We start from the raw sequence: 17,957 nt of genomic DNA on the forward strand, positions 1-17,957 counted from the left end.
GGAGGGGGCACAGCGTGGGGGGCGGTATTAGACACCAGCCACGAGTCTGTTGCACATGAAACTTTGATCGCCGTGTGCAGCTGGCGATTGCAGGAACGCCGTGCAACCCGCGCCGGCCGCCCACCGCGCTCCTATCGAGCCGGCAAGTCGACCTGGATCTCGTGCCGCGCCACCACAATCGCCATCACCATCCCAACCAGTACCAGCAGCGCCAACGGCCCGGCGATCGCCAGCCACGCCCAGGTCCAGGCAGTGAAGCGCTCGGCCGCGCTCTGCGGCAAGCCGCGCGCCTGCTTGAACCGCGCCAGGCGCTGGTTGACCAGCAGAACCGGCGTCTAGGTCAGCAGCGTCAACAACGACAGTGCCGAGGGCCACACGCCGAGCAGGCTCAGGCAGACATAGGCCAACGCCGGCCCCAGCCAGCCGACCAGTGCGCCACGCTGCACGCCGGTGATACGTTCCAGCCCGCGAAAGCAGGCGAATACCCAAAGCAGCGAGAACACCGAGCGCCACACCGGCGAGATGCGTCGTCGCCCGGACAGCAGGCGCAAGGCGCGCCAGTTGCGGTAGAACCAGTACAGCGCATACCAGCCGAAGCTGGTCGCGCACAGCAGCGCCAGCTTGGCCGCCGAGGGCGCGAACAGCGTGGACAGCGGGTCGGCGGGTGCCGCAGCGGCCGCGGTGTCAGGCAGCGCGGCGACCGGGGCGGCGTAGGGGTTGTCGGTTTGCATGGCTCGCATTCTGGCGCACCGTCCCCTCATCCGTCCCTTCGGGGCACCTTCTCCCGAGGGGAGAAGGAAGAGCAAAGCCCCTCTCCCACCGGGGCGACAGGGTGCGGCCTGCGCGCCACTGGCGCGCGCACCCTGGAGCGCCCGCGCCGCAAGCGCGGGCCGGGGCGCGGAGCGGGGGTTGGGGTGAGGGTCCGGCGCGAAGCGTCTCGCAGCGCCAGGACGCACGAGGCTCCGCCCGTACCCTCATCCGCCCCTTCGGGGCACCTTCTCCCGAGGGGAGAAGGAACAGCAAAGCCCCTCTCCCACCGGGAGAGGGGTTGGGGTGAGGGTCCGGCGCGAAGCGCCCCGCCGAAACAGAAACACGAGACTTCGCCCGTACCGTCATCCCCCTTCGGGGGGCACCTCCCCCCGAGAGGGCGCCATGGTTACGACGGGAAACGGAGAACACTTAGCGCACAGCCACCGCGCGGCGCTGCCGCTTGTCCGCGTACATCTCCGCATCGGCGCGTTCGAGAAGCTCCTCCAGCGCCTCCGCGTCCAGATCCCGGCGGTGGCACAGGGCCAGGCCGAAGCTGGCCGACAGTGCGGTTGCGAATCCGTCGTCGTCGCCGGGCTTGGCAAGCGCACCGCGCAACGCGTCGATCAGCCCCTGCGCCCTCTCCGGCGTGGTCAGCGGCAGGTAGAGCGCGAACTCGTCGCCGCCCCGGCGCCCCAGCAACTGGCCCGGTCGCAGGCAACGCCGGCAGCGCTTGACGAAGGCGCGCAGGGCCGCATCCCCGGCGGCGTGTCCGAACTGGTCGTTGATCGCCTTGAGGTTGTCCATGTCGGCGACGATCACCGCCAGCGGACGTGGGTCCTGCGCGGCCACTTGCAGATCGTTGAGCACCTGCTCCAGGAATCCGGTGCGCGACAGCGCCGCGGTCACCGGATCGCGCACCAGCGCATGGCGCAGCCGCGTGTTGTCGGCATAGAGCCCGGGGACGGCCAGGCCGAAGTAGCTGTTCGCCGCCAGGCTGATCATGGCGAACTGCAGCGCGAGCGCCTGCGCCTCGAGCCGCAGCAGCGGCGTGGCCACGGCGATCAGCAGGCTGAAGGCCGCGATCGCCACCAGCGCCTGCAGCATCCCGTGGGTGTGCACGATCCACAACTGGATCACCACCACCACGAACAGCGCGAACACCACGGCCGGCTGCCGCGGCAACGCCGCCGCCAGCGCCATCACCACCAGGGTGACGCCGAGCAGCAACGCGAGCTTCACCAGGTAGGCAGAGACGCTTCCGGCCGGCGCGACCATCCCCGACAGGCGCGGGATACCCGGCTGCGGCACGATCTGCAGCCACTCGGCCAGGCGCAGCACCCCGACGATCGCCAGCGGGCCGAGCGCCAGCAGGCCGGCGTAGTCGCCGATCGCCCATGGGATCAATTGCGCCAGCATGCTCGGCAAGTCGATCGCGCCGGTGACGGCCAGCCCCGCGCCGCCCAGGCAGGCAGACAGCAGCGACGCCACCCCGCCCCCCATGATGAAACAGGTGACCACACGTGGCAGGCTGCTCGAGGACACCCCGCGGCCGACCAGGCGCAGCAGCCAGGCCAGCCCACCCCAGACGCAGAACTGCTGGGCGGTGAACAACAGCGCGTATCCCAGCACCGCCCGACCGGGCACGACGGGATGGCCGCTGGTGCGATAGAAGCTGAGCAGCGTGGCAGTCACGCAGGCGATGGCGATCGCCGGCGCACCGCGCCAGCCCAGCACCATGAACGTGGCCAGCGTCACCGCCACCGGCGGGAACCACAGGCTCGCATGCGGCTGATAACCCAGGACCCGCGCCAACTCGAAGACCGCCAGCCATGCCACCACCAGTACCGCCGAGAGCGCCAGCAGCGCGCCGGGACGGCGCGGCGCCGCGACGCGCGTACCAAACGGCGCCTCGGCGTCCCGGCCTGTCATCCATCCGACTCCGCACGGCCACGGCCGATCGCCGAACCGGGGCCGACGAAGGCGGTGACCGCGCCGTCGTCGCTGCCGCCCACCACCACGGTGGCACCGCTGTTCAGCCGGATCGGCCAGCTCATGTTGTCCGTGCCATAGGACCAAAGCGCCGTGCCATCGACCGCGTTCCAGAGGGTGAACCCGCCGGGCGTCCCGTCGGGATGGCCATCGGCCAGCCCCAGCCAGCGCCCGTCGGGGTCGAACGCCAGGCAGTTGGGCGAGTGCGCGCTGTGCGCGGTCCACTGCAGCGTCGCGGCGGTGCCGGCATCGGCGTACACGGCGACGACGCCACCGCCCTTGAGATTGCCGGCGATCGCGGCCTTGTTGCCGGCGCGATCGCAGGCCACCCCGTAGATGGTGGTGGCGCCCTCGGGCACCGTCTCGGTCCAGGCCGGCCCAGGCGTTTTCTGGAACGCCGCCACGTCGAACGCGTACAGCGTGCCGTCGCTGGCGCCGGCATAGGCCCTGCGCCCATCGCCGGACAGCACCGCGCCGTGGGTGTAGGCGCCGTTGGGCAACTGCCAGCGCGCCAGGGCCGCCGCTTGTCCGGACGTGATCGAGAACAGGACGATCTCGCCGTGATAGCTGGCCACCAGCCCGGTGGCGCCGTCTGCGGCGATGCCCGTGGCGACCACGGTGTCGCCCTTGCCGCTCAGCGCGATGCACACGGGCGCACCGAAGGACGCGTCGCCCTCGCGGCAGAACAGATAGCCCTGCTCGGCCCCGGCCAGCAACGTTTGCCCACGCGCGTCCAGCGACACCATGTTGCCGCGACCGGGGAGCGCATAGGACAGCAATTCCTTCCCGCCCGAGACCGCCCAGGCACCGATGAAGCCGGCGTACGGTTGCTGGCTCTTCCAGCCGCAGCTGGCCATGGTGCCCCCGTCCCCCGCGACATCGACCCAGTACACGCCCTGCCAGCCTTCGAATTCCTTCTTCAGCAGCAGGTTGCCGGCCCCATCCCAGGCGTAGGTGCCGTAACACCCTTGCTGATCGTTGCCGACGTCGCTGCGCGTGGCAGCAGGCGCGATACGCTCGAAGACCTTGCGCTGCTCGACAGGCACTGCGTCCAGCCCGGACGTCTGCGCCGTATCGCCGTAATCGTGGAAGAAGGTGCCGGCGACGATGACATTGCCATCGTCGGACACCGCCACGGAATTGATGTAGTCGCCGGCATGCGGCTCGTTCGACCAAAGCACTTCAGGCAGTTCGTTCATGGCGGCTTCCCTCCCTTCGGCTGACGCGTCCACGATGGACCGACGACGGACGCTTGATTGAAAACTCGACACCCGCACAAGAACGCGAGACAACTGGCGCGATCCTGGTTCCGCACCGGCGCACCCTGCGGCCGGCCCTGCGCTCGCCCACCAGGCTCAGCGCACCTCGGCGATCTCGACCCCGTCCAGGCCCTGCGCCAGGGTGCGCGCGTCGCCGCCCTGCGCCAGCTTGATGCGCAGGCGCACCTCGTTCTGCGAATCGGCGTGGCGCAGCGCATCCTCGTAGCTGATCTCGCCGGCCTGGTACAGCTCGAACAGGCTCTGGTCGAAGGTCTTCATGCCCAGGTTGGTGGACTCCTTCATCACGTCCTTGAGCTTGTGAATCTCGCCCTCGCGGATGTAGTCCTGCACCAGCGGCGTACCGAGCATGATCTCCATGGCCACGCGGCGGCCCTTGCCGTCCGGGGTCGGGATCAGCTGCTGCGCGACCACGCCGCGCAGGTTCAGCGACAGGTCCATCAGCAGCTGGCTGCGGCGGTCCTCGGGGAAGAAGTTGATGACGCGGTCCATCGCCTGGTTGGCGTTGTTGGCGTGCAGGGTGCACAGCACCAGGTGGCCGGTCTCGGCGAAGGAGATGGCATGGTCCATGCCCTCGCGGGTGCGCACCTCGCCGATCATGATCACGTCCGGCGCCTGGCGCAGGGTGTTCTTCAGCGCGTTCTCCCAGCTGTCGGTGTCGATGCCGACCTCGCGCTGGGTGATGATGCAGCCCTCGTGCTTGTGCACGAACTCGATCGGGTCCTCGATGGTGATGATGTGCCCGGTGGAGTTCTGGTTGCGGTAGCCGATCATCGCCGCCAGCGAGGTCGACTTGCCGGTGCCGGTGGCGCCGACGAAGATGATGATGCCGCGCTTGGTCATCGCCAGGGTCTTGATCACCGGCGGCAGGTTCAGCTCGTCCACGCTGGGAATGCGCGTCTCGATCCGGCGCAGCACCATGCCGACCTGGTTGCGCTGGTAGAAGCAACTGACGCGGAAGCGCCCCACACCGGCCACGCCGATGGCGAAGTTGCACTCGTGGGTCTTCTCGAACTCCTCGCGCTGCGCCGGCGTCATCACGTTCAGCACCAGGTCGCGGCTCTGCTGCGGGGTCAGCGGCGTCTGCGTGATCGGGGTGATCTTGCCGTGCACCTTGATCGCCGGCGGCATGCCCGAGGTGATGAACAGGTCCGACGCCTTCTGGTGCGCCATCAGTTTCAGGAAGGAGGTGAAGTCGATGGTGCTCATGGTCGGCTCCTTCGGAGCTGAGAATCGGGAATGGAGAATCGGGAATCGCAGCAGCGGGCATCCGGAAGCGGGAAGGATGGGGCGGTTGCTCTTCCCATTCCCGATTCCCTATTCCCGATTCCCGGCCTCACTCGAACAACCGCTTGTCCTTGGCGTACTCGCGGGCCTGGTTGCGGGTGATCAGGCTGCGCTTGACCAGGTCCTGCAGGTGCTGGTCCAGGGTCTGCATGCCGTTCTGCTGGCCGGTCTGGATCGCCGAGTACATCTGCGCGACCTTGTCCTCGCGGATCAGGTTGCGGATGGCGGGGGTGCCGACCATGATTTCCCAGGCCGCGGTGCGGCCGCCGCCGACCTTCTTCAGCAGCGCCTGCGAGATCACCGCGCGCAGCGATTCGGACAGCATCGAGCGCACCATCGGCTTCTCGCCGGCGGGGAACACGTCGATGATGCGGTCGATGGTCTTGGCCGCCGAGCTGGTGTGCAGGGTGCCGAACACCAGGTGGCCGGTTTCCGCCGCGGTCAGCGCCAGGCGGATGGTTTCCAGGTCGCGCAACTCGCCGACCAGGATGATGTCCGGGTCTTCGCGCAACGCCGAGCGCAGCGCCTCGTTGAAGCCGTGGGTGTCGCGGTGCACCTCGCGCTGGTTGATCAGGCACTTCTGCGAGGTGTGCACGAATTCGATCGGATCCTCGACGGTGAGGATGTGGCCGTATTCGTTCTTGTTGATGTAGTCGATCATGCCGGCGAGCGTGGTCGACTTGCCCGAGCCGGTCGGCCCGGTGACCAGGATCAGGCCCTGCGGCTGGTCGATCAGCTGGCGGAAGATCGGCGGGCAGCCGAGGTCTTCCAGGGTCAGCACTTCCGAGGGAATGGTGCGGAACACCGCGCCGGCGCCGCGGTTCTGGTTGAACGCGTTGACGCGGAAGCGCGCCAGGCTGGGAATCTCGAAGGAGAAGTCGACCTCGAGGAATTCCTCGTAGTCGCGGCGCTGCTTGTCCGACATGATGTCGTAGACAAGCGCATGCACCTGCTTGTGGTCCAGCGCCGGAATGTTGATGCGGCGGACGTCGCCATCGACCCGGATCATCGGCGGCAGGCCCGCGGACAGGTGCAGGTCGGACGCCTTGTTCTTGACCGAGAACGCCAATAGTTCAGCGATATCCATACGCTGCTTTTCCCCTTGGGCTGCGACTGGAAGGATGATTCCCCGGCCGGCAGTATAGCGCCCTTCCCTTTGCCGGAACGCCGCCGTGCCCCTCTCTCCGCTGCAACAGATTCGCCTGGACATGGACCGCGCCGCCGACGCCGCAGGGCGCCCGCACGCGCAGTTGCTGGCGGTGTCCAAGACCCAGCCGGCCGAGGCCGTGGCGGCGCTGGCCGCGCAGGGGCAGCGCGCCTTCGGCGAGAACTACGTGCAGGAAGCGGCGGCCAAGATCGCCGCGCTGGCCGAGGCAGGACTGGAATGGCATCTGATCGGCCACCTGCAGTCGAACAAGGCCGAACAGGCGGCGACGCTGTTCGACTGGGTGCAGACCGTGGACCGGCCCAAGCTGGTCGCCGCCCTGGCCAAGGGCCGCGCGGCAGCACCCGAACGCGCGCCGCTGAACGTGCTGATCCAGGTCAACATCGACGACGAGGCCAGCAAGCATGGCTGCCAGCCCGACGCCGTGGACGTGCTGGCCGCGGCCATCGCCGCGCAGCCGGCGCTGATGCTGCGCGGGCTGATGGCCATTCCCGCGCCATGGCCGGAGGCCGAACGCCGCATCGACGCGTTCGCGCGCATGCACGCCCTGTTCGCGCGGCTGCGCACCGCCCACCCGCAGGTCGACACCTTGTCGATGGGCATGAGCGGCGACTTCGCCGACGCCATCGCCGCCGGCGCCACCATGGTGCGGGTCGGCACGGCCTTGTTCGGGGCGCGCGGTCCGCGCGCTTCTGGCTGAACCCGCTGCTGCCGCGCCGCATTACCGCAGTGCCCGTGACACCGTGATGATTTGTCTACGACCGCTTCAAAATCGATTCACCAACATCGGAATTCTGTCGTAGGCGATCTCGTTGAAAACCATAGAATTTCGGGATGAATGAAAGGTTCGCGCCGACAGCGCTTCCTGAACCATGCGACACGGTTGCAAACCGTTAATTCAGTCACGTTTCAGACGCACGCGCTTCGCTTCCATGGCGGCCGACCGCGGGTACTCCGCAGTCCATTGCCGAATGCGCTCGGCTCGAACGAGGTCACAGATGCAAGCATCCACCCGATTGCTGTTCGCCTCCTGCGTCATTGGTCTGCTGCACGTCCCCGCGGCGATGGCCGCGCCGACGGCGACGCCGGCCTGGACCAACGAAGAAGCGATGATGTCGCCCGCGGAAGTCCAGGCACGCACCGCCTGGCGCGAAACCATGGCGCATCAACCGACGCCGGCGGAAGGCTGCTTCCATGCCAACTTCCCCGATACGCAGTGGCAAACGGACGTCTGCAAGACCCTGACCCGCCGCGTGCATCCGATCCCGCACAAGATCCTGTTCGGCGCCACCGAGACCACCGGCAACGGCTACGACTACGCGCTGCGTTCCAGCAGCCTGATCAGCAAGGTCGTGGGCAGCTTCCCGCAGGTGACCGGCGTGACCTCGGAGAAAGGCGTGGGCGTGGCCTCCTTCGGCGGCGGCGGCATCCTCGGCCCGAACGAGTACTCGCTGCAGATCAACTCCAACTACAACGCCACCACCAGCGTCTGCGGCGGCCGCTCCGGCTGCACCGTGTGGCAGCAGTTCGTCTACGCCACCGACTACGAGACCCAGGGCCAGGCTGCGGTGTTCATGCAGTACTGGCTGATCGGCTACGGCAGCAGCTGCCCGAGCGGCTGGATGAGCGGCGGCGGTTCGGACTGCTACCGCAACAGCAATGCGGTCAGCGCGCCGGACGTGCCGGCCACGCAACTGGCCAACCTCAAGCTGACCGGTTCGGCCACCGCCAACGGCAACGACACCATCACCTTCACCAACAACGGCACCGCCTACAGCGTCAGCGCCAGGGACAGCGTGGTCAAGCTGGCCACCGTGTGGAAGGACGCCGAATTCAACGTGGTCGGCAACGCCGGCGGTTCCAGCGCCAACTTCAACTCCGGCTCGTCGATCACGGTGAAGGTGGCCGCCACCAACGGCTCCACCGCCGCCCCGACCTGCGCGGCCAATGCCGGCAGCACCGGCGAGACCAACAACCTCAACCTGGGCAGCTGCTCGACGGCCGGCGGCAGCACGCCGTCGATCACCTTCACCGAGTCCAACTGAGTCCGTCGCGCCGGTCCGCATGGCGGCCGGCGCGTTCTTCCGCAGCGTGACCCGGACTGCGCCGCACCGCAGCAACGCGGCGCGGCGCAGCCGCTACCATGGCGCTCCCTCTTCGCGACGGTGCGCACATGGCTTCCGCTTCCCCCGATTCCCAAGCGGCCGATATCGCCTTCATCGGCGGCGGCAACATGGCGCGCAGCCTGATCGCCGGGCTGGTCCGGCAGGGCGCCGATCCGCGCCGCATCCGTGTGGCCGAGCCGGTGGCGGCGCTGCGCGAGGCCCTGGTCGCCGAGTACGCCGTCCACGCCGTCGCCTCCGCGGCCGACGCCGCCGACGGCGCGGCGCTGTGGATGTTCGCGGTCAAGCCGCAAGTGCTGCGTGGGGTCTGCACCGAACTGGCCACGCTGGCGCAGGCGCAGCGGCCATTGCTGGTGTCCATCGCCGCCGGCATCACCACCGCGCAACTGGACCGTTGGCTCGGCGGCGGGCACGCCCTGGTCCGCGCGATGCCCAACACCCCGGCCCTGCTCGGCGCCGGCGTCACCGGCCTGTTCGCCAGCGCCGGCGTCGATGCCGGCCAGCGCGCCCACGCCGAACGCGTATTGGCCGCCGCCGGGGTCACCGTGTGGGTCGAGGACGAGGCGCTGATCGATGCGGTCACCGCGGTGTCCGGCAGTGGGCCCGCCTACGTGTTCCTGCTCGCCGAGGCGATGGAAGCGGCCGGCATCGCCCAGGGCCTGCCCGCCGACACCGCGCGTACCCTGACCCTGCAGACCGTGCTCGGCGCGGCGCGCATGCTCACCGAATCCGGCGAGGCGCCGAGCGAACTGCGCCGGCGGGTGACCTCGCCCAACGGCACCACCCAGGCGGCGATCGAGACCTTCCAGCGCGGCGGCTTCGAGGCGCTGACCGCGGCCGCGATCGCCGCGGCGGCCGCGCGCGGCCGTGCCCTGTCCGCCGCCAACGACGACTGAGCGCGGCGGGCACCAGACGGGCACGGACGGTACTCGGCATCGGCGTCGCCCCCTCGTACACTGCGACTCCTGTGCGCCGTCCGTATCCCCCCGGGCGACTGCGTAAGACCTGTTGTTCGCCACGCCAACCCGGAGAACGCCGATGCGTGTCCTGCCCGTTGCGCTGCTGTGCCTGGCCCTGGCCGCCTGCTCGGACCAGGACACCCCACGTCCGGCGACACTGCTCGCCGCCACCCCGGCGCAGGCCGACTTCGGCGCGCTGCGCGTGCACTACAACGCCTTGCCCACCCTGGCGATGAGCGAAGACGTGGCGCGCCGCTACGGCATCGCCCGCGAGGCCGACACCGCGTTGGTGATGATCGCGCTGCGCACCCTGCATGGCGGCGAGGAAGCACCGGCTGTGGGCACGGTGGAGGCGGTGGCGACCGACCTCAGCGGCCAGCGCCAGCCGGTGACGCTGCGCGCGGTCCGCACCGACGCCTACACCGACTACGTCGGCACCGTACGCAGCAGCGCCCACGACCAGTTGCGCTTCGTGGTGCAGGTGCGCAGCGCCGACGGCACCGGCACGGTGCGCTTCACCCGTAATTTCTAGCGCGTAGCGCGCGTCCGCGTTGCGCAGGCAACACAAACCGCAGTAGGAGCGGCTCTTGTCCCCTGTTTGGGATCAGCCGCGACTGGCATTACCGGGAATCCCCGGTCGCGGCTGCAACCGCGCCTACGGAAAGATCGATAGACCGACCGGCGCACAGCGAGCGCGGTCAATTGTGGGAGGGACTTCAGTCCCGACGCGGTCGCGGTGGACGGGGCGGCGTTGCCGCTTGTGTGTCGCCGGACGGTGGATGCAGTCGGGACTGAAGTCCCTCCCACATCGTCTCGATCGCACATCATGGCGCCATCGCGTGTCGTGGAAGCGGCTTTTGTCGCCTGTTTGGGAACAGCCGCGACTGGCGTTATCGGGAATCCCCGGTCGCGGCTGCAAGCGCGCCTACGGAAATATCCATAGACCGACCGGCGCAGAGCGAGCGCGGTCAATTGTGGGAGGGACTTCAGTCCCGACGCGGTAGCGGTGGACGGGGCGACATTACACGCGGCGGCTGCGCGCGCACGCAGCGCTCACTCCTCCGCCCAGCGCTGCGGACCATCGCCGTGCGCGGCCAGGGTGTCGGCCGGGTTGCTGAGCCGGCAGCGGCGCAGCGACAGGCAGCCGCAGCCGATGCAGTCGGTGAGCTGGTGGCGCAGGCGGGTCAGCTGCAGGATGCGTGCGTCCAGTTCCTCGCGCCACACCGCCGACATCCGTGCCCACTCCGCGCGGGTCGGGGTGCGCGCGTCGGGCAACTGCGCGAAGGCGGCCCTGACGCTGTCCAGCGGCACGCCGACGCGTTGCGCCACGCGGATCACCGCCAGCCGGCGCAGCACGTCGCGCGTGTAGCGGCGCTGGTTGCCGGCGGTACGCATGCTGCGGATCAGGCCCTTGCTCTCGTAGAAATGCAGCGCCGACACGGCCACGCCGCTGCGCGCGGCAACCTGCCCCACGCTCAGTTCTTCCTGCATCGCTTGACCTCGAGTCCGGTTGAGGTTGCATGCTGCATGGGCTGCACGCGCCCACGCAAGTCGCCGCCGGCAGACGTCCACCCTTTTTCCCAGGTTCGCCGATGCAAGACCACGCCACCACCGCCGCTGCTCCACCCGCCCCTGCCGCTGCCGGCTCCGTGCTGGCGCCGGCCTACCGCGCCACCACCATCGGCATGGTCGCACTGGTCTCGCTGATCGCTTTCGAGGCGCTGGCGGTGGCCGCGGCGATGCCGACCGTGGCCCGCGAACTGGACGGCCTGCGGCTGTACGCGCTGGCCTTCGGCGGCACCCTGGCCACCAGCGTGATCGGCATGACCGTGGCCGGGCGCTGGAGCGACCTGCACGGGCCGGCGACGCCGCTGTGGACCGGCCTGGCCTGCTTCGTCTGCGGGCTGCTGCTGGCCGGCTTCGCCCCGTCGATGGGATTCCTGCTGGCCGGCCGGCTGGTGCAGGGCCTGGGCGCCGGCGCGATCTCGGTGGTGTTGTACGTACTGGTCGCGCGGCTGTATCCGCAGGCGATCCGCCCGCGCATGTTCGCCGCGTTCTCCGCCGGCTGGGTGGTGCCGTCGCTGATCGGCCCCAGCATCAGCGGGTTGATCGTCGAGCACGTCGGCTGGCGCTGGGTGTTCCTGGCGGTACCGCTGCTGGCGCTGCCGGCGGCGGCGCTGCTGTGGCCGGCGCTGCGGCGCCTGCCGCCCGCCGCGAGCGCGGACGGCGCCAGCGGTGCGGCGCGGCGGTGGTCGCTGGGCGCCGCGGCCGGCGTCTGCCTGCTGTACCTGGGCGGCCAGCAGCGCGGGCTGTGGGCGGCGCTGCTGCTGCCGTCGGCGCTGGCGCTGTTGGCGCTGTGCACCTGGCGGCTGCTGCCGGCCGGCACCCTGCGCGCCGCGCGCGGCCTGCCCAGCGTGATCGCGCTGCGCGGCATCGCCGGCTCGGCGTTCTTCGGTTGCGAGGCGTTCCTGCCGCTGCTGCTGTCGCGCGAGCGCGGGCTGTCGCCGGTGTGGGCAGGCGTGGCGCTGAGCGCCGGCGCGCTCGGCTGGTTCGCCGGTTCCTGGTACCAGGGCCACTACGGCCGCGATGCCACCCGCCTGCGGCGGCTGCGGCTGGGCTGCACGCTGATGGCGCTTGGCATCGCGGCCACGGCGCTGGCGCCGCTGCCGGCAGTGCCGGCAGCGCTGGCGATCGGCGGCTGGACCGCGACCGGCCTGGGCATGGGCCTGATCTACCCGACCCTGGCGGTGCTGACCCTGACCCTGTCGCCGCCGGCGCGGCAGGGCCGCAACAGTTCGGCGCTGCAGTTGAGCGAGGCGATTGCGGTGGCGACCACGCTGGCGGTCGGCGGCTCGCTGTTCGCCGCGCTGCTGGCGTACTCGGCCGCGGCGGCCTACCTGTCGACCTTCGCCGTCGCCGCGCTCATGGCCCTGCTCGGCCTGGGCATCGCCGGCCGTACCCAGCCGACGCCTGGCTAACGGAATCGTCGCGTCCGGCGCCCGCCGCGGCGTGGTGGCGAGCGCCACAAGCAGGATCGAGGAAGAGGCGATCCGTTCGCGGGGCGATGCCGCGGCGACACACGAACGTCGCGCCGGTTCAGCTCTTGGCCTGGAAGACGCGCCCTAGCGCGCGCCGACGCCCCTGGCCCAGGCCTGGATGATGTCGGCAATGGCGCGCACGCCGTCGGTGAGGGCCGCCGGCCCCGGCTGCAGGATCAGCGGCGACTTGATCTCGAACAGTTGCCCGTCGCGCACCGCCGGCATCGCCGACCAGCCAGGCCGCGCGGCGACGCGCTCGGGACGGAAGCGCTTGCCGCACCAGGAGCCGAGGATGATGTCCGGCGCACGCCGCACCACCTCGTCGCCGTTGGCCAGGATCCGCGCCTTGGCCAGCGGCTGCACCGACAGTTCCGGGAACACGTCGTCGCCGCCGGCGATGCCCACCAGTTCGGCCACCCAGCGGATGCCGGTGATGATCGGTTCGTCCCATTCCTCCAGGTACACGCGCGGCCGCCGCGGCAAGGTGGCGGCCTGTGCGGCGATGGCGTCGAGGCCGCGCTGCAATTCGTCGGCATAGGCCACGGCGCGCGGCCCGGCGCCGACCAGCGCGCCGAGCCGGCGGATGTAGTCGAGGATGCCGTCGACGCTGCGATGGTTGGCGATCCACACCTCCACGCCATGCCGTACCAGGTCGGCGGCGATGTCGGCCTGGATGTCGGAGAAGCCGATGGCGAGGTCCGGCTGCAGCTTGAGGATCTCGCCGATCTTGGCGCTGGTGAAGGCGCTGACCTTGGGCTTGTCGCGGCGCGCCTGCGGCGGGCGCACGGTGAAGCCGCTGATGCCGACGATGCGCTGCTGTTCGCCGAGCGCGTACAGCGTCTCGGTCGGCTCTTCGGTCAGGCAGACGATGCGCTGCGGGCCCACGCTCAGTGCGCCTCGCCCGAGCACGCGCGCACCGCGGCGGCGGTGCCGCGGCAGACCGGGCCGGCGCCGCTCACGGGAACAGCATCCGCTTGCTCCAGTGGCCGGCGGCGTCGGCCTCGTAGCGCCAGCGCTCGTGCAGACGGTACTTGGCGCCGTACCAGAACTCGAAACTGCGCGGCACCACGCGGAACCCGCCCCAGCCGTCCGGGCGCGGCACCTCGCGGCCCTCGAAGGTGGCCTCGGCCTTGGCCACGCGTTCCTCGAATTCCTCGCGCGATGCCAGCGTGCGCGACTGCGCCGAGGCCCAGGCGCCGATCTGGCTCATGCGCGGGCGTGAGGCGAAATAGGCGTCCGCCTCGGCCGCGGCGACCAGTTGCACCTCACCGTCGATGCGCACCTGCACCCCGTCCTCGCGCATGCGCCGCCACAGGAACAGCAGCGAGGCCTGCGGATTGGCCTGCAGCTCGCGGCCCTTCTGGCTGTCCAGATGGGTGTAGAACACGAAGCCGCGCGCGTCGTAGGCCTTCAGCAGCACCACCCGCGACGACGGGCGTGCCTCCAGCGTGGCCGAGGACACGACCATGGCGTTGTATTCGGCCTCGTCGCTGGTGCGCGCCTCGGCGAACAGGTCGGCGAACGTGGACAGGGCTTCGGCGTAGAGATCGGGCATGGCGACAGGCACTCGGCGGACGATGCGCCATTGTCGCGCCATGCACCGCGCGACGCACGCTTCGCCGCGCAAGGCCCCGCGCACGCGCCTGCGCGGCGCGCGTGGCGGCGTCGGTGTCTGCTAGCATCGGCGGATGAATCCCGCCCCCAACCTGGTGCTGGTCGGCCCGATGGGCGCCGGCAAGAGCGTCATCGGTCGCCGCCTGGCCGAGCGCTTCGGCCTGGTCTTCGTCGACAGCGACCAGACCATCGTCGAGCGCACCGGTGCCAGCATCGCCTCGCTGTTCGAGCACGCCGGCGAAGCCGGTTTCCGCGAGCACGAGCGCGCGGTGCTGGAAAGCATCCTGAGCACGCCCGGCCACCTGATCTCCACCGGCGGCGGCGCCGTGCTCAACGCCGACAGCCGCCGCGAGATGCGCGAGCACGGCTTCGTGGTGTACCTGCGGGTGGGCGTGGCCGCGCAACTGCAGCGCCTGCACCGCGACCGCAGCCGCCCGCTGCTGCAGCGTGGCGACCGCGAGCAGGTGCTGCGCGACCTGCACGCGGTGCGCGAACCGCTGTACCGCGAGGTCGCCGACCTGATCCTGGACACCGACCACCTCACCCCGGCCGAGGCCACCGCGCAGCTGGTCGTGCGCCTGGCCGCGTCGTGGAAACTTCCGGAACCCACTGCATGACCGCAGCATCGCGCACGGTCCAGGTCGCTGGCGACCCGGCCTACACCATTCATATCGGCCCCGGCCTGCTCGACGACGGCGCCGCCGTCGCCGCGCACGTGCGCGGCCGCCATGTGCTGCTGCTCAGCGACAGCCATGTGGCGCCGCTGTATGCCGCGCAGGTTCGCAGCGCGCTGCTGGCGGCACGCCCGGAGTTGCAGATCGGCGACTTCGTGATCCCCGCCGGCGAGGCCTCCAAGACCCTGGACCACTTCGCCGCGGCGATCGCCGCGCTGGCCGCCCTGGGCGCCACCCGCGACGCCTGCGTGCTGGCGCTGGGCGGCGGCGTGGTCGGCGACCTGGCCGGCTTCGCCGCCGCCTGCTGGATGCGCGGCGTGGATTGCGTGCAACTGCCGACCACGCTGCTGGCGATGGTCGACTCCTCGGTCGGCGGCAAGACCGCGGTGGACATCCCGCAGGGCAAGAACCTGGTCGGCGCCTTCCATCCGCCGCGCGCGGTGCTGGCCGACACCGCCACGCTGCGCAGCCTGCCGCCGCGCGAACTGCGCGCGGGGCTGGCCGAGGTGATCAAGTACGGCGCCATCCGCGATCCGCTGTTCTTCGAATGGCTGCATGCCGAACGTCGCGCGCTGCTGGCCGGCGAGCCGGCGGCGCTGGCGCAGGCGATCGCGCGCAGCTGCGAGCACAAGGCCGAGATCGTCGCCCGCGATCCGCTGGAAAAGGGCGAGCGCGCCCTGCTCAACCTCGGCCACACCTTCGGCCACGCCATCGAGACCGAACAGGGCTACGGCGCCCCGGACAACGCCAACCTCAACCACGGCGAAGCGGTGGCGGTGGGCATGGTGCTGGCCGCCGAGCTGTCGGCGCGGCTGGGCATGGCCAGCGCGCAGGACACGGCGCAGCTGCGCGCGCTGCTGCACGACTTCGGCTTGCCCACCGCGCTGCCGGCCGGGCTGGCGCCCGAGGCGCTGCTGGCGCGCATGCGGCTGGACAAGAAGAACCTGGCCGGACGCCTGCGGCTGGTGCTGTGGCGCGGCATCGGCCACGCCGAGATCGTCCCCGACGTGGACGAGGCCGAAGTGCTGGCGGTGCTGGCCACCGGCTGAGCGCGCAGGCCGCCGAGCGCGTGTCCGCGCGCGCCCGGCCACCCGCGACTGCCCCCCGCTCAGCGTGCCTGCCGCCACGCGCGCGGGCTCTGCCCCACCTGCGCCTTGAACACACGCGACACCGCGGCCTCGCTGCCGTAGCCCACCTCGTCGGCAAGCTGCTTCAGCGGCCGTCCTTCGCGCAGGCCGCGCTGCACCAGGGCGATGCGCCAGTCCTGCAGGTACTGGCCCGGGGTGCAGCCGAGGGTTTCGCGAAAGCTGCGCGCGAACGCACTGCGCGACATGCCGGCACGCGCGGCCAGGCTCTCCAGCGTCCACGGCTGCGCCGGGGCGTCGTGGATGCCGATCAGCGCCAGCCGCAGCCGCGCATCGGCCATCCCGGCGAGCATGCCGCCGTCGGCGAGCCCCTGCTCCATCAGTTCGCGGATCACGTGCACCAGCACCACCTCGAACAAGCGATTCAACACCGCCTGGCGCCCGCAATGCAGCGCGAACGCTTCCTCGAACAGGATCTGCAGCAGCGTCTCCCCCTGGCGCAGCGCGTCCAGCGGCAGACAGATGCAGGCGGGCAAGGCGCGCACCAGCGGATTGGCGGCACCGCCGCCGAAGCGCAGGTGCGCGCAGGCGAAATCCGCGCCGCGTTGCGCATCGGTCTCGAAGCGGTGCGGCATGGCCTGCGGGTACAGCAGCAGGCTCGGCCGGTCGATCCGCAGTACATGTCCGTCGCCGTTGTGGACGACCACGCTGCCCTGGCGCAGCAGGTGCAACTGGCCACGGTCGCCGTCGTCGAGGCGGTGCAGGCCGCACAGCGTACCGGCGTGGAAGACCTCGGCACTGACAGAGAAGTGGGTCAACAAGGCGGCCAGGCGATCGGCCATTTGGCACTCCAGGTAAAGTTTTAAGGACGATTCTCCACCTATCGTATCGCCTTGGCGCGCAAAGTCACTCCTGTCGCCGGCACACCGCCCGGCATGCCCCAGGAAACCGCCATGAAGACCCTGCTTCCCTTGCTCGCCACCTCGATGCTGGCCGGCGCGATCGGCACCGCCACCGCCGCAACGCCGGCCGACCAGCCCGCGCCGTTGCGCCCGGTCGCGACGTTCCTCGATGCGCTCAACGGCAGCGGCGGCAAGCCGATCGAACAGCTCACGCCGGCGCAGGCGCGGCAGGTGCTGCGCGATGCCCAGGCCAATACGCCGTTGCCGCCGGCCGAGGTCACCCGCACCACCATTCAGGCCGACGGCAAGCCGCTGAACCTGGTGATCGTGCGGCCGCCGCACACCGAGGGCCAGGTGTTGCCGGCCTTCATGTTCTTCCATGGCGGCGGCTGGGTGCTGGGCGACTTCCCGACCCACGAACGCCTGATCCGCGACTTGGTCAACGCCTCCGGCGCGGTGGCGGTCTATGTGGACTACACGCCGTCGCCGGAAGCGCAGTATCCGGTCGCCATCCACCAGGCCTATGCCGCCACCCGCTGGGTGGCCGAGCATGGCGCGCAGATCGGCGTGGACGGCAAGCGCCTCGCGCTGGCCGGCAACAGCGTCGGCGGCAACATGGTCGCGGCCGTGGCGCTGCAGGCCAAGGCGGCCGGAACACCGGCGCTGCGCTACGACCTGATGCTGTGGCCGGTGACCGACGCCCGCTTCGACGATGGCTCGTACCAGCAGTTCCAGAGCGGCTACTTCCTCACCCGCAACATGATGACCTGGTTCTGGGACAACTACACCACCGATCCCAAGGCCCGCGCCGAGATCACCGCCTCGCCGCTGCGCGCCAACCCGGCGCAACTGGCCGGCCTGCCGCCGACGCTGATCCAGACCGCCGAGCTGGACGTGCTGCGCGACGAGGGCGAAGCCTTCGGCCGCAAGCTGGACCAGGCCGGGGTGACGGTCACGGTGACCCGCTACAACGGGCTGATCCATGACTTCGGCCTGCTCAATGCCCTGCGCGACGTGCCCGCGGTGCGGACCGCGATCCAGCAGGCGGGCGACGGACTGCGCGAGCAACTGAAGTAAGCGCAGCACCGGCGGCA

The 17,957-nt window shown here is 70.4% G+C and carries 18 protein-coding genes; 8 read left to right on the plus strand and 10 right to left on the minus strand.

Features of this window, described 5'->3' with window-relative positions; translation table 11 throughout:
• Nucleotides 1-131: 131 nt before the first annotated feature.
• The 6 genes from SLW52_RS18205 to SLW52_RS18230 form a co-directional block, all read right to left on the minus strand.
• Nucleotides 132-281, minus strand: a complete 150-nt coding sequence (locus SLW52_RS18205) for a hypothetical protein (RefSeq protein ID WP_320740880.1) — start codon at nt 279-281, stop codon at nt 132-134.
• 54 nt (nt 282-335) lie between these two features.
• Complete coding sequence (locus SLW52_RS18210) at nt 336-731, minus strand: hypothetical protein (protein WP_320740881.1); 396 nt, start codon at nt 729-731, stop codon at nt 336-338.
• 448 nt (nt 732-1,179) lie between these two features.
• Nucleotides 1,180-2,679, minus strand: coding sequence for a diguanylate cyclase (locus SLW52_RS18215; RefSeq protein ID WP_320740882.1), 1,500 nt, complete (start codon nt 2,677-2,679; stop codon nt 1,180-1,182).
• Nucleotides 2,676-3,938, minus strand: coding sequence for a WD40 repeat domain-containing protein (locus SLW52_RS18220; protein ID WP_320740883.1), 1,263 nt, complete (start codon nt 3,936-3,938; stop codon nt 2,676-2,678). The genes SLW52_RS18215 and SLW52_RS18220 overlap by 4 nt, the downstream gene beginning before the upstream one ends.
• 156 nt (nt 3,939-4,094) lie before the next feature.
• Nucleotides 4,095-5,225, minus strand: a complete 1,131-nt coding sequence (locus tag SLW52_RS18225; protein ID WP_010344137.1) for a PilT/PilU family type 4a pilus ATPase — start codon at nt 5,223-5,225, stop codon at nt 4,095-4,097.
• Nucleotides 5,226-5,352: 127 nt separating this feature from the next.
• Nucleotides 5,353-6,390 carry a type IV pilus twitching motility protein PilT gene (locus SLW52_RS18230; protein ID WP_010344138.1) on the minus strand — a complete coding sequence of 346 codons (1,038 nt, stop codon included), beginning with the start codon at nt 6,388-6,390 and terminating at the stop codon, nt 5,353-5,355.
• Between the two features lie 100 nt (nt 6,391-6,490).
• Here SLW52_RS18230 and SLW52_RS18235 point away from each other — a divergent pair, with 100 nt between their 5' ends.
• The 4 genes from SLW52_RS18235 (at nt 6,491) to SLW52_RS18250 (ending at nt 10,082) form a co-directional block, all read left to right on the plus strand.
• On the plus strand, nt 6,491-7,168 hold the full coding sequence (locus SLW52_RS18235; protein ID WP_255325532.1) for a YggS family pyridoxal phosphate-dependent enzyme: 678 nt from the start codon (nt 6,491-6,493) through the stop codon (nt 7,166-7,168).
• Nucleotides 7,169-7,484: 316 nt separating this feature from the next.
• Nucleotides 7,485-8,513 (plus strand): hypothetical protein, encoded by a 1,029-nt coding sequence (locus SLW52_RS18240; RefSeq protein WP_017913913.1) that lies wholly within the window; start codon nt 7,485-7,487, stop codon nt 8,511-8,513.
• A 128-nt stretch (nt 8,514-8,641) separates the two neighbouring features.
• Nucleotides 8,642-9,487: a pyrroline-5-carboxylate reductase gene (proC, locus tag SLW52_RS18245; RefSeq protein ID WP_320740884.1), complete on the plus strand. Its 846-nt coding sequence runs from the start codon at nt 8,642-8,644 to the stop codon at nt 9,485-9,487.
• A 142-nt stretch (nt 9,488-9,629) separates the two neighbouring features.
• Nucleotides 9,630-10,082 (plus strand): DUF4426 domain-containing protein, encoded by a 453-nt coding sequence (locus SLW52_RS18250; protein WP_320740885.1) that lies wholly within the window; start codon nt 9,630-9,632, stop codon nt 10,080-10,082.
• 521 nt (nt 10,083-10,603) lie between these two features.
• Here the strand turns inward: SLW52_RS18250 and soxR are convergent.
• Nucleotides 10,604-11,041: a redox-sensitive transcriptional activator SoxR gene (gene soxR / locus SLW52_RS18255; RefSeq protein ID WP_267085740.1), complete on the minus strand. Its 438-nt coding sequence runs from the start codon at nt 11,039-11,041 to the stop codon at nt 10,604-10,606.
• Between the two features lie 101 nt (nt 11,042-11,142).
• Here soxR and SLW52_RS18260 point away from each other — a divergent pair, with 101 nt between their 5' ends.
• Nucleotides 11,143-12,528 (plus strand): MFS transporter, encoded by a 1,386-nt coding sequence (locus SLW52_RS18260; protein WP_320740886.1) that lies wholly within the window; start codon nt 11,143-11,145, stop codon nt 12,526-12,528.
• Between the two features lie 144 nt (nt 12,529-12,672).
• Here the strand turns inward: SLW52_RS18260 and SLW52_RS18265 are convergent, their stop codons facing one another.
• Nucleotides 12,673-13,473 (minus strand): cobalamin-binding protein, encoded by an 801-nt coding sequence (locus tag SLW52_RS18265; RefSeq protein ID WP_267094199.1) that lies wholly within the window; start codon nt 13,471-13,473, stop codon nt 12,673-12,675.
• A 70-nt stretch (nt 13,474-13,543) separates the two neighbouring features.
• Nucleotides 13,544-14,143: a pyridoxamine 5'-phosphate oxidase gene (gene pdxH / locus SLW52_RS18270; RefSeq protein ID WP_017910874.1), complete on the minus strand. Its 600-nt coding sequence runs from the start codon at nt 14,141-14,143 to the stop codon at nt 13,544-13,546.
• Between the two features lie 133 nt (nt 14,144-14,276).
• On the opposite strand from pdxH, the gene SLW52_RS18275 reads away from it, so the two are divergent.
• Together SLW52_RS18275 and aroB are read left to right on the plus strand one after the other, a co-directional pair.
• Complete coding sequence (locus tag SLW52_RS18275) at nt 14,277-14,819, plus strand: shikimate kinase (protein WP_010344147.1); 543 nt, start codon at nt 14,277-14,279, stop codon at nt 14,817-14,819.
• Nucleotides 14,816-15,925 carry a 3-dehydroquinate synthase gene (aroB, locus tag SLW52_RS18280; protein WP_320740887.1) on the plus strand — a complete coding sequence of 370 codons (1,110 nt, stop codon included), beginning with the start codon at nt 14,816-14,818 and terminating at the stop codon, nt 15,923-15,925. The genes SLW52_RS18275 and aroB overlap by 4 nt, the downstream gene beginning before the upstream one ends.
• A 59-nt stretch (nt 15,926-15,984) precedes the next feature.
• Here aroB and SLW52_RS18285 read toward each other — a convergent pair whose 3' ends face one another.
• Complete coding sequence (locus tag SLW52_RS18285; protein WP_320694530.1) at nt 15,985-16,803, minus strand: AraC family transcriptional regulator; 819 nt, start codon at nt 16,801-16,803, stop codon at nt 15,985-15,987.
• A 111-nt stretch (nt 16,804-16,914) separates the two neighbouring features.
• On the opposite strand from SLW52_RS18285, the gene SLW52_RS18290 reads away from it, so the two are divergent.
• On the plus strand, nt 16,915-17,940 hold the full coding sequence (locus SLW52_RS18290) for an alpha/beta hydrolase (protein ID WP_320740888.1): 1,026 nt from the start codon (nt 16,915-16,917) through the stop codon (nt 17,938-17,940).
• Nucleotides 17,941-17,957: the final 17 nt, after the last annotated feature.

The sequence above is a fragment of the Xanthomonas sp. LF02-5 genome (assembly GCF_034105325.1).
Taxonomy (GTDB): Bacteria; Pseudomonadota; Gammaproteobacteria; order Xanthomonadales; family Xanthomonadaceae; genus Xanthomonas_A; species Xanthomonas_A sontii.